General features: G+C 38.7%; 10 protein-coding genes. All 10 read right to left on the bottom strand.

Going from position 1 to position 11,808, the window contains the following annotated elements:
- Positions 1 to 351 (bottom strand): glycosyltransferase (locus UYI_RS33645; RefSeq protein WP_035139084.1); only part of this gene is annotated, 351 nt, incomplete at its 3' end.
- Entirely contained in the window at positions 348 to 1,124 is a 777-nt protein-coding gene (locus UYI_RS0128215) for a hypothetical protein (protein ID WP_026086225.1), read from the bottom strand. The genes UYI_RS33645 and UYI_RS0128215, both read right to left, overlap by 4 nt.
- A gap of 115 nt (positions 1,125 to 1,239) precedes the next feature.
- On the bottom strand, positions 1,240 to 2,088 hold the full coding sequence (locus UYI_RS0128210) for an SDR family NAD(P)-dependent oxidoreductase (protein WP_016870042.1): 849 nt from the start codon (positions 2,086 to 2,088) through the stop codon (positions 1,240 to 1,242).
- Positions 2,089 to 3,492: 1,404 nt separating this feature from the next.
- The gene (locus tag UYI_RS0128205; RefSeq protein WP_016870041.1) at positions 3,493 to 3,966 is read right to left on the bottom strand and encodes a DUF2141 domain-containing protein; all 474 of its coding nucleotides are present in this window, start codon (positions 3,964 to 3,966) and stop codon (positions 3,493 to 3,495) included.
- 40 nt (positions 3,967 to 4,006) lie between these two features.
- Entirely contained in the window at positions 4,007 to 5,020 is a 1,014-nt protein-coding gene (locus UYI_RS0128200) for an NAD-dependent epimerase/dehydratase family protein (RefSeq protein ID WP_016870040.1), read from the bottom strand.
- A 5-nt stretch (positions 5,021 to 5,025) separates the two neighbouring features.
- A complete protein-coding gene (locus UYI_RS0128195) occupies positions 5,026 to 6,417 on the bottom strand; it encodes a phthiocerol/phthiodiolone dimycocerosyl transferase family protein (RefSeq protein ID WP_016870039.1) in 1,392 nt (463 codons plus the stop codon).
- An 89-nt stretch (positions 6,418 to 6,506) separates the two neighbouring features.
- The gene (locus tag UYI_RS0128190; RefSeq protein ID WP_016870038.1) at positions 6,507 to 7,913 is read right to left on the bottom strand and encodes a phthiocerol/phthiodiolone dimycocerosyl transferase family protein; all 1,407 of its coding nucleotides are present in this window, start codon (positions 7,911 to 7,913) and stop codon (positions 6,507 to 6,509) included.
- A gap of 48 nt (positions 7,914 to 7,961) precedes the next feature.
- Positions 7,962 to 9,833: a TubC N-terminal docking domain-related protein gene (locus UYI_RS0128185; protein ID WP_016870037.1), complete on the bottom strand. Its 1,872-nt coding sequence runs from the start codon at positions 9,831 to 9,833 to the stop codon at positions 7,962 to 7,964.
- Between the two features lie 108 nt (positions 9,834 to 9,941).
- Positions 9,942 to 10,247, bottom strand: coding sequence for a phosphopantetheine-binding protein (locus UYI_RS0128180; RefSeq protein ID WP_016870036.1), 306 nt, complete (start codon positions 10,245 to 10,247; stop codon positions 9,942 to 9,944).
- Positions 10,248 to 10,340: 93 nt separating this feature from the next.
- Complete coding sequence (locus UYI_RS0128175; protein ID WP_016870035.1) at positions 10,341 to 11,729, bottom strand: NAD(P)/FAD-dependent oxidoreductase; 1,389 nt, start codon at positions 11,727 to 11,729, stop codon at positions 10,341 to 10,343.
- Between the last annotated feature and the right edge of the window lie 79 nt (positions 11,730 to 11,808).

Below are 11,808 nucleotides of genomic sequence, written 5' to 3'. Positions count from 1 at the left end.
AAGACTACATGTGTTTTGTCGAGCAATTAGAGGGCTAACTTGAACGTGCCTTGCTCCCACTCGCAGAATCGTTTCTTGAACGATATTCCAGGCTGGATCTTCTTGACTATCAACGACGATGTGCAAGTTGTATTGCGGATAGATTTGTTGAAGCAGGGCACGTATACAGTCGGTTAAGAATGGATCAGCACCTCGCAAGGAAAGGATAACTGCCGCCTTGGGCAACAACTCGTCTTGTATAGTCTTTGAGCTTGGCAAATTCATTGATGATACAAAAGCCAGCACATAAAATGTCTGGAGAACCACAAAAGCTGTCAAAATCCCAAAAAGAGCGATCGCTAACACATTCATTGATTTACCTCAAACTCATTAACTTTGCCTGGATAAGTCACAAATGCGAATGATCCACAAACTTGTTTGTGCAGCAAGACGCTCACTCTTGATTCAGTTGTCCATCTGCGTAACACTTCTGCTTCGCACTCGCGATCTGCATCATCGAGCAGGATTAGTGCATCGTCACAAAGGTGCTGGCCAAGAACAGGCAAAAGTCCATAACGACCACCAGGTGTTTGATTACTAGGAGGACCGTCACAAATAACCAGGCGAAAATTATTCGGTAGGCAAGGGAATGGAGGATTGTACCAACAAAAGCCTCCAAAGTCGTGCAACGGCGAGAGATAGAGATTGACTCCCGAAATTTCATAGCGTTCCAGCACGGTATTAACACGTGTATACCATTGCGGAATATGCTCCAGCGACCAAATCTCAACGCCACGCCGACCGGCAAGCAACCCCAATAGAATAGTTGTGAGTCCGCTACCACACTCTAGAATAGGGCCAGGAGTCTTTGCAGCCTGCTTCGCTACTTCCTCTAGGTAATCAAGGTTGGCAGCAAAATGATTGTTCCCCCAACCTGTCAGCAATCCGGCAAGCGTTTTGCGGGTTGGCATCTTACCTGGTGGGAAGTTAGCAATCTCTAGTAGCAACTCATGAAATGTGGGTGTAAACCACGCTTCTTTGTACAACTTCACTTGAGCATTAATGAACTTGAAACCCCAAGCTGTGGTTGTAAGCATATTCCCAATCAGGTAAGGAATAGAGGAGTTTCTAAGCAGATTTGTCATGACTTTAAAATTTTGAGAAGTTATGATCAGAAAATTTATCGAAATCTATCTCAATGTAATTTGAGATTTTTGTTAGCACATGAGCCATTTCAAACAGAGCAACTGAAAAGTAAAACTAGGCACGCTTGTATTGATTATTGGCTAAATTTTCTGCACGCATTTGGTTGAGTTTAGTAATAGAGATCCAACGATAAACCGTATCTACAAATTGTGGAGTAATTTGACCAATTGCAAATATTAATTTTGTCACAAATTCCGCGATCGCATTCTCATTAATAATTACTTCTGCTTTGTTTTTCTGGATAGCTTTGATGACTGCTTGTGCTACTTCTTTTGGTGTGGATATACCCGCTAATATAGGGGTAGGCAAGCCACTATCAACAGTCATCCCGGTTTCAGAAATATATCCTGGACAGATAGCTAAAAACTTTATACCAGTACCGACTAATTCCTGTCGCAAAGAATCAGTCCACATAATTAAACCAGCTTTACTCGCCGAATAGATACTATTGTAAGGAACTCCTTTTTTCCCAGCCAGAGACGAAATATTAACAATGTGACCATTACCACGCTCCAACATACTTGGCAATAATAAACGAGTTAATTCCATCGCCGCTAGTAGATTAGTTGTCAATACTGACTGGAGGTCTTCAAGAGAATAATTTGTGAAAGATTGATAAATTTCTACTCCAGTATTATTAATTAAAATATCAACCGGATTAATTGTGTTATGAATATGCTGTACTAACGCCGACAATTTTTCTAAGTTTCTGATATCAAAGGTAAAACCGATAAATTTACCACCTAGAGCTTTGACTTCATCGCGTGTTTTATTCAGCCCAGACTTAGAACGAGAAATACCAATTACAGTTGCTTGCTCTTTTGCTAGAGCATGAGCAATATATACTCCTAGACCGCGTGAAGCTCCAGTCAATAGTACTGTTTTATTCGCTATATTTGTCATGATAAACAACCTACCTCAGTCAGATAAACTTTACTATGTCTGCTGACTATTAATAACTAAACAAGACGCCAAAAATGTAAGTTTAACTATTGGCTAAAAATAATAAAATAGCCAATTTTATGGTCTAAAATATTCAAAATTTGCCAAGCTTGTGAACCAAATAAGAGAATGGCTCATGCCAGCTTAAAAGGACTTGTTTCTTACATTTTTCAAGCTTCGTCCTGTTAAGTTGTATTGATACGCATGTTATGCTAACAAGATACTAAACTGCAACTCATATGCAACAAAATTGCAATTCCTTAAAATAATGAAAAACTAGTATAAAAATACTCGCATATTGAGAGAGCACAACTGTGTTGCATATTGTTGTACTAAAGTTGCATCTTAATTTACAGAATAGACATTTTATGCAATGCTCAATTTTAGTTCATTATGCTGAAATTTACAAAAAAATAAGCATAATAAGCTTTCACTTTTTGCTTTATTGTTTGCCAGTGGGAAAAACACCACTGGCTTTTGATTGTGATAGATAAAAAATAAAAAATTATAAGTATAAGTATAAAGACAGAAAATAAAAAATTGGAGCGAACATAATTCGTCTCTTTCAGACTAAATACAAGATTGTATCAATTCATAGCGAAATTTCTATAACCAAACTCTGCATTCCTTTGCGTTTAAAAACACTACGAATTCATGCAAAGCAGTAATAAGTCCACAAAAAGGCGACGGGGTGCTATATTTCCTCATGAGTGTAGAGGAAAGTTACCCCCATTGCTGTAATGGAAAAATCAATTATCAAATTCCTCATACCCTTGTGGACAAGGAATTTTAATTATGCAAACAAAAGCTAAATTGAGATATTATACTTGCCATACTCTTCTTTGATGTCGTTTATAGATGTGTCGCTTGTCAATCATTAGATTTGTCACCAAAAGAAAAAAGCCAGTGCCAAGAACACCACTGGCGAGAATGAATCCAAGAGCACAAGGTTCGCTGAGCTAAATTTAAGAATTACAGAAAATCATAATTTTATAAAGGTATATGCAACAATCATGCAACATGATGATTGTTTGTCCTTGGTGCGATGGTTCAATAGAACTCTCTTGAAAATGGATGTAAGGGTGTGGGGTGTAGGAAAAGTGGGGAGGTTTCTTCATCCAATTTCTCCATCACCCCATCTGGTGAATGTCCCTCACCCCTTCACATGCATTCCGACTAATGCCATGAAGTCTAATGCGTATTTGGTTGTGGTGGTTGATCCACTACAGCATAGGAGTGGCCTGTTGCGTTATTTCTGAGAGATTAAATTAAAAAAACCGCAAAGACACGTAGACGTGCAGCGGCTTCCCGGAAGGTAGGAAGAGGAAAATAAGGTAGACCACTAGCGCAGTTAGTGTTGATATTTTATGGATCAAGCGAATATTTTATGGCAATGTTAATCGTTTTATTTTTTTTGAGTGAAAAACTTGCGTCTTGAAACTTTGGTACACCAGTTTTTATTGATATTGTCGGATTATTGGAAACACCAAAACCCTCTTGTGGAATACCTAAAAAGTTTCTGTTTAGTTTATAATCTTCATTTTGATCATCTACTACAGCGACAGCATAAGTTCCAGCCTTTAATCCATAGAAATCTTTTTTAATAGAATTTCCTTGAATCTGAACGCAACCACTTTGTACTTCACTAGTATCAGTAAAAGGAAACCCTTGTTCATTATTATAGACTCTCAGGCAAATCTGCCCCTTGTGATTACGGATTCCATCTACCACAACAGTTAGTTTTATATTGGAATTAGAATTTGAATTTGCTGTTGCTAAGTCCAAAATTGCAAAATTAGAGAGCAAAAATAGATGAAATATAGCGGTTTTTTGTATCATCATATGTTGGTAATTCGTAGTTTTTACTAGCTTTCAATACTTAATTTTGCTGTGACATCAATTTTTGAATATCTGTTATTTGCAGCCATTCTTGTGTGCGCCGCATTCCTTCTTCTAGATTAATTTTGGGTTGAAAATTTAACATATTTTGTGCTTTGGCAATAGAATAAGTATAGGGACGAGAGAGAAAATCTACAGTTTCTGGAAGAAGATCGGGTTTTTTCCGAAAAAGTTTTTGTCCCTGTTGCCGCACACGCAGTAATAATTTGGCTTCATCTTTTGGTAAAGAATAGGGTACAGGTAAATTTGCCATTTCAGCTAAGCGAGTAAAATATTCTCTCCAAGAAGTTTTCTGCCCATCGGTGATATTAAAGATTTCTCCGTGTGTTTCCTTTGCGATCGCAAGAAAGATGGCATCAATCAAATTATCAATATATAGATGGTTAATGACTCCTCGTCCATCGTTAATTAATGCAAATAATTTTTGCTGCATCATCAATAGTGGTCGGACTATCCAAGGAATACTCCCTGGCCCATAAACGTCTCCTGGTCTAATAATGATGATCCCGAAGTCTGGCGGTGCATGGAGTTGTAAGAGTGCTGCTTCGGCTTCTATTTTTGTCTGGCAGAAAGGATTATTCTCACCACGCAGCGGCCCATCTTCCGTAATGCCATCAGGATAGTTGAAGCCGTAAACCATAGCGCTGGAGAGATGAGTAAAACTTTTGACACCAACACTCTTAGCAGCTTTAGCCATGTTGACGGTTCCACCAACGTTGACCTCACGAAAGTGCTTCAGCGATCCACTTTCTTGGACAACGCCAGCTGTGTGCAAAACGATGTCTACTCCCTGACAAGCCTTATAGGCAGTCGTAGGATCAGTGACGCTGCCAATCATAACCTCCACACCCAGTTTTTGCGCTTGTTTAGCTTTTTCGGCAGAACGTCCCAAACCACGAACTTTCATCCCTCGCGCTATAGCTAATTCAGCAGTTCGTAAGCCGATAAATCCACTAATTCCTGAAATAAGAAGTGTTTGTTCACAGAGGTTCATAAAACTTACTCACTTTTTAAATTAGATATATAAGCACTGGAATTAATTGAGGCTAGCTGCTGTGGAATCACAACCATTTGATCAGCAAAAGTGAACTTTGTATTTTTGCAAGCTTCCACAATACAAGCAAGGACATGATCAGCGAGAATTTCCGCAGTTTCCTGATTAATTGCAGGTTCAGAAAACATGAAATTCAAAAACATTTTTTCTTCAAATGTCAGAACAGCAACACACAAACCTCTAAATGCTGCATTAGCAGTAACAAAACTAATTTCTTCAAGTTCAAATATACCGTAATTTGCAGGGATATTGACTCTACCTATATTCGTGACACCCACTGTTGAAAATACTTGATAAGGGTAAGCGAGAAGAAAGTTAATCAATAGCTTGGTTAACAAAGGTAAACAGAAGACCTGATCACTTTCTAGAGTTGTTTCCATTTGTCTTCTTCTGTCACGAGCTAAATTCCAAAAGGGTGTATTTATTCTTAAGGTATGACATGAGATATCACCAGAAACCAATACACCTAGATGTTCATTACTAATTTTTGGTTGGAGTCGATTACGCAGATTAATAGGAGACCAACAGCTAAGGTTGACATTTGTTTTCTTGCCAGCAGTGATTTTTCTGCCTGCTGCAAATAACATCGCTGCACACAAAGCAGCGTGTACCGTTGTCTTGTTCTTTCTACAAACATTTAGTAACTTTGTCGTTTGTGTTTCGTTGAGTTTTCTGTGAACTATACCAGTACGGCGTGATTTAATCGGTAGAAATTTTTCAAACTTCAAAGTTTTTGGTCGGTAGTAAATATCCTTTAATAGAAGCCTGGATAGGGCTAAAAAAATATTTACTGCACCTTTCCATCCTCGCATCGAATCTGGCAATAGTTTTTTGAGCGGTGGAAGTGCAGGCAAGCTGACAACTTCTATTGGTTCAAAAGATATAATTTTTTGGCAATATCTTAAAAGTTCTGAATGTAGTTGGATGCAAGATAAACCATCTGCGATCGCATGATGTATTGTTGTGATCAAATAATTGACATTTTTTTCATTGTTGAGATGCACAAGCACAACTCGCATTAAACTTTTGTGACTCTCAATTTTTTGGTTGAGTTCTTGCCAAACAACTTCTTGCCACTGTTGTGGGTGCAGCTTTGTCACTACACGTAAAGGAATCTGAATATTTCCAGTCTGAAAGCGCAGATTGTTTAATTTACCGATAATGCGGGAGTTGAGACGAGGATGGCGTGCTTGGAGCAACTCAAGAGCTTGTCTAATCACTTCTTCACTGAGTAGTCCGTTAATTCGACAAATCGTAACTATGTTATATGTTGTGGCACGGCGATTCAAAATCTCCAGCGCCTGCTCGTAAGAAGAGAGTTTCCTATCATAGAGCATAAGTATTTATGTTTTGAAATTAGTTGAGGAAGGCAGGAGGCAGGAGGCAGAAGGCTTTTTAATGGAGAATACCTTAAATTAAGATGTTTTTACTGTTGGCGGCCAGAGCCTAGACGAGCAACACTCAAAGCACTAGGAGCAATTGAGGTTAGCTGCTGTCGGTGAATCGCAACCATTTGATCAGCAAAAGTGAATTTTGTGTTGTTGCAAGCTTCCACAATACAAGCAAGGATATGATCAGCGAGAATTTCCGCAGTTTCCTGACTAATTGCAGGTTCAGAAAACATGAAATTCAAAACCATTTTTTCTTCAAAAGTCAAAGCAGCAACACACAAACCTCCAAATGCTCCCAACGCAGGAACGAAGCTGATTTCTTCAAGTTCAAATACACCATAATCTGAAGGGATGTTGACTCTACCTACATTTGTGACACCCACTGTCGCAAACATTTGGCGAGGGTAAGCCAGAAGAAAATCGGTTAACAGCTCAATTAACAATGCTGAACAGAAGACCTGATCTCCTTCTATACTTGCTTCCATCTGTTGTCTTCTGTCACGAGCTAAATCCCAGAAGCTTGTATTGGTTCTAAGGTTATGACATGATATATCACCAGAAACCAATACACCCAGATGTTCATCACTGACTTTTGGTTTGAGCCGATTACGCAGATTGATGCTTGACCAGCAGCTGAGGTTGACATTTGTTTTCTTCCCAGCCGTAATTTTTCTGCCTGCTGCAAACAACATTGCTGCACACAAAGCAGCGTGTACCGTTGTCTTGTTCTTTCTACAAACATTTAGTAACTTTGTCGTTTGTGCTTCGTTGAGCTTTCTGTGAACTATACCAGTACGACGTGATTCAATCGGTACAAATTTTTCAAACTTCAAAGTTTGTGGTCGATACCGAATCTCTTTTAAGACATGTCTGCATATAGTTAAGCAGATGTTCACAACACCTTTCCATCCCCGCATCGAGTCTGGCAATAGTTTCTTGATCGGTGGTAGTGCAGGCAAGCTGACAACTTCTATTGGTTCAGAAGATATGATTTTTTGGCAATATCTTAAAAGTTCTGAATGCAGTTGGATGCATGATAAACCGTCTGCGATCGCATGATGTATTGTTGTGATCAGATAATTGACATTGTTTTCATTTTTGAGATGCACAAGCACAACTCGCATTAAACTTTTGTGACTCTCAGTTTTTTGGTTGAGTTCTTCCCAAACAACTTCTTGCCACTGTTGTGAGTGCTGCTTTGTCACCACGCGCAAAGGAATCTGGATGTATCCAGTTTCAAAGCGCAAACCATTTAACTTATTGACAATGCGGGAGTTCAGACGAGGATGACGTGCTTGGAGCAACTCAAGAGCTTGTCTAATCACTTCTTCACTGAGTAATCCGTTAATTCGACAAATTGTAACTATGTTGTATGCACCAGCACGACGATTTACGATTTCGATAACTTGCTCCAAAGGAGAAAGTTTTCTATCATAGAGCATAAGTGTTGTGTATTTTATCTCATGATTTATACTTAACCCAAATTAAATTCAGCGATCGCTTAGTTTTGCCTTCAGAGAAGCAAAATGTTTACCACCGAGTTCAATTTGTCCTTGTGTACATCCAGCCTTTAATCTTTCTACTAGATACTCCCAATCATGAGCTATAAAATTTGTGCCATGATCTGGTTCTATCAAACTTACCAAAGCTGGGTTTTCTACCTGTTGATCTGCCAAGCTAGAAATGCCCAAAAAATTTAATACTCCAGATTCATAAGTACCACAAGGAACTGAAGGGTTATTGATTCCAACGCAGTACTCATTCGGTTTAAACCATTCAAATGCTGGGTAGCCGTGGAAGTGAACGATTGGCGCACCATTTTTAATCAGTTCTGGTGTATATAAGGCAGCAGACAAACTAATAGCAAGCATGACATAGATATCATAAGAAGGTTTGATATCTACTAGCTCTGGATTAATACCATTTGGTAATTGCAGAAATAACTTTTCTTTCAAACCAATCCGAACGATATCGGTTTCTAGGTTTAAATCTGTTTTGTTTGCGCCAGAACGAGAACTGACAAGCCAAATATCTGGAATTTGCTTGTATCTATATTCTCCGTTTACCTGGGTTTTTATGTAATACCTACCTTTTTGATTCTGACGAAATTCATCACTACTAAATCCCGCAACAGATAATAGACTTTGCCACTCATCTTCAGTGATTTCTGGTTCACCAACATATTGTGGAGGTTCAGCATAAGCAACAAAACCATAAGAGACACCTGTCCTCCCATTGACTATGACGTTCACAATATCTCGATGGGATTTTCTTTTGATAACTTCATAAAGCTTAAAGCCTGGTGGAAATAAACCTGTTGATGCTAGTTCATTACCTAATTTCACCAGTTTTGCAGCATAGTTAGATTCATGAGGATTATACTGCTCTAAAGTAAATCGATTAAGTAAAAGTGGATAAATTGGCACAAAAACTTTAGGTATTAGTGAATTTAAAACAAAGTATTCCATCTCCTTTTTAGGAAAAACAGAATCTGAAAGATTCATATTTAAGATTGAAATTTTGTCACTAGAAACTCCAATTACCATTTCTGAAAATGTTCTAACTAGAGCGTTTATACCAATATTAATTTTTTCTTGATAAGTGATGAGAGGATTAACGAATTCCTTATCGATGTTGGTTAGGATAATTACTTGAGTATTAGTTGGATCTTCAATATATTTAGCTACATGGTCTTCTGCCCAACTACTCAATTTAGCGATTCTGGAAACAGAAATTTGTTGATTATTCAAAAGGAATTGAGAGTAGATTTGATAAAGTGTTTCTGCTATATATACCCCTAATTTTCTTATCAAATTAGGAGACTTTTCTACATCAATTACTGCATCTATTTCTGCTTTTACACCCCTAGTTTTAAAGCTCTTATAGAACTTTATTAATGGTAGATTAATATCATAATGAAATTCGGTTGTTGCTTCTTCCCAAGGTAATACTTTTACACCATAATTTCTGAGATTCTCTGCTAACTCTTCTCGAAATTTAATAATTTCTAGCTGTTTATAACCCTTTGGTAATGGTCTAAATGTCACCGTTAGTTTTTGAGCCATCACTCTGGGATCAATAACTGGTGGCTTATATTCCACAAATGATTTTTGAACAAATCCTCCTATTAAACGACCAATGGTTTGCAGACTTAGTCCCATACTCAGTGGAACAGAGGCAGCTTTGGTAGCGACATTTCTATCACGTAGCAAGGTTAGTATTTCTGCTTTATGAGCAGTTAGTTCTGCCTGTATTTCTGGTGTCATAATTCCCTTGGGAGAACGAAGATTTAGTTTTTCGTTATCCACCCACAAGTGAACACCTTTTTGAATCAGATTTTCCAAAATATCGGATGCGTTCATAGTTGTAGAATTCCTCAATATGACTGTGGATTTTGGATTTTGGGTTTTAGATTCATTCAATCCAAAATCTAAAATCTAAAATCTAAAATTCTTTGTAGTGGATTATGTTCAAATCTCAAAAATCTCTGAATCCGAATCTGCAAATTCTTCCGCTAAACGTTTGCTGAGCATTTCAATTGTGGGGTAATGCCACAATAGAATCAGAGATAGTTTAAATCCAAGCAAATTCTCTGCTCTACTAGCAAGAACCATCCCTTGTGCTGAATCCAAGCCATAACTGTCCAAAGGCTCTTGGATATCTATCTCATCAGGTTCAACTCCTAGCATCTCAGAAATATTAGATACTAGCCAGGCTTGGATTTCTTCTGCCGTATATGATCGCTTTACACCTGAATTAATGACAGACTGACTCATATTCATACCTGCAAAGTAAAGGAATTTGGACAATACTGAAAATTGCGTTAATTCATAGGTGGGGTTGTTCAACTAGCTAGCGATCGCACAAATCTACATCGAACTACTTGATTCCACTGATTTCGGGATTGTTAGCGGTGACTCTAAGCAGAACTCTGGCTGGGTACTCCAACCTGATATACCCAAAAACTTTTCACATACCTTACCAATCCCAATCAAGAGAAAGCAGAATAGCCAAGAACAATAAAGCGTCCAGTGGAACTCCTCATAGTACCCGCTACCCCAGGCAACTAAACGCCGTAGGAAAAAATTGTCCCAGTGATTACTGTACTTACCAGTCAGTTTGATCAACAACTGCATGGAAATCCGGTACTTCAGCATCTTATACATCAGAGCCATAGTTGTAGAAACATGGAAATGCTCCTTCTGACTCCACTTCTCGTATTGCTGTAAAAACTTCCTATCCCGATTGTTCTTCAAAAACCCATCAATCGCATCTGCTGCTTTTTCCGCTGAAAGAAAGGCAATATGTACACCAGATGAGAAAAGAGGATCGACAAAGAAATTAGCATCTCCGACAAGAATCCAGCCATCCCCCACAGAACGTTTTGAAGCATAGGACAGATCGCGCAACATCCGAACTTTGGAAAATTGCTCAGCCTGCTCAAACCGCTCTCGAATGAACTTATACTGCTGAACATAGGTCAGCAAAATCTCCTCAGGGCTTTTCTGCTTCCACCAACTTGTTCCTGGCTCATTCATAACCACTCCCACACTCATGATGTCTGATGCAAGTGGAATAAACCAGATCCAACCATTTTCAATTACATAGCCATTGAAGTAGCCTTGTTGGATACCAGAAGCACGGGTAACATGCTTGAAATGTCCGAAAACAGCCGAAGTTTTGATCGTTTTGTTCGGAATAAGGAATTTGCGGCTTTTAGTGATTAAGCCATACCGACCTGAGCAATCAGCAATAAATTTGGCTTTGGTGATGTATTCAATATTGTCTTTGCTTTGCCAACGGATTCCAGTTGCTGTATCACCTTCCCAAAGGACTTGTTTAACTACTGCCTCCTCAAATACTGTGGCTCCCTCTTCCCGAGCATGGTTCAGCAAAAACAGGTCAAACTCACTTCGCTCTACTTGATACGCATAAGGTCGCTGTTGCAGCCTTCGCGTGGGAAACTTATAAAATTCTTGTCTGCTGTACTCATATTCAGACCGCTGTGGATTCAGCCCAATCCGAATTTCCGTACCATATTTAAATGTGTGACCAAGATGCTGTAGTGGCTCGGCTATTCCCAATTTTTCCCAGATGAGTTGGGTTGCAGGTAACAGAGACTCCCCTACATGAAAACGAGGAAATTTTTCGCGATCGAGTACTAAAACCTGATATTTTTTCCGAACCAGTAAGGTAGCTAAGGTAGAGCCAGCAGGGCCTCCTCCAATCACAACAACGTCATAGTAACTGTGATTCATAAAATTGATCAACTTAAATTCAATATTTAAATTTAATGAAATCTATTGGATTTCTATTTAATTGCTGCGAAGCTAGTAA

The organism is Fischerella muscicola PCC 7414, assembly GCF_000317205.1.
GTDB classification, from domain to species: domain Bacteria; phylum Cyanobacteriota; class Cyanobacteriia; order Cyanobacteriales; family Nostocaceae; genus Fischerella; species Fischerella muscicola.
Note: the sequence above shows the minus strand (reverse complement) of the source record. Positions and strands in the feature narration are given on the sequence as shown.

What these genes read in the sequence shown, in the direction of transcription:
- UYI_RS0128215 (WP_026086225.1), bottom strand. Translation starts at nt 1,124, where the DNA reads ATGACAAATCTGCTTAGAAACTCCTCTATTCCTTACCTGATTGGGAAT.
- UYI_RS0128210 (WP_016870042.1), bottom strand. Translation starts at nt 2,088, where the DNA reads ATGACAAATATAGCGAATAAAACAGTACTATTGACTGGAGCTTCACGC.
- UYI_RS0128205 (WP_016870041.1), bottom strand. Translation starts at nt 3,966, where the DNA reads ATGATACAAAAAACCGCTATATTTCATCTATTTTTGCTCTCTAATTTT.
- UYI_RS0128200 (WP_016870040.1), bottom strand. Translation starts at nt 5,020, where the DNA reads ATGAACCTCTGTGAACAAACACTTCTTATTTCAGGAATTAGTGGATTT.
- UYI_RS0128195 (WP_016870039.1), bottom strand. Translation starts at nt 6,417, where the DNA reads ATGCTCTATGATAGGAAACTCTCTTCTTACGAGCAGGCGCTGGAGATT.
- UYI_RS0128190 (WP_016870038.1), bottom strand. Translation starts at nt 7,913, where the DNA reads ATGCTCTATGATAGAAAACTTTCTCCTTTGGAGCAAGTTATCGAAATC.
- UYI_RS0128185 (WP_016870037.1), bottom strand. Translation starts at nt 9,833, where the DNA reads ATGAACGCATCCGATATTTTGGAAAATCTGATTCAAAAAGGTGTTCAC.
- UYI_RS0128180 (WP_016870036.1), bottom strand. Translation starts at nt 10,247, where the DNA reads ATGAGTCAGTCTGTCATTAATTCAGGTGTAAAGCGATCATATACGGCA.
- UYI_RS0128175 (WP_016870035.1), bottom strand. Translation starts at nt 11,729, where the DNA reads ATGAATCACAGTTACTATGACGTTGTTGTGATTGGAGGAGGCCCTGCT.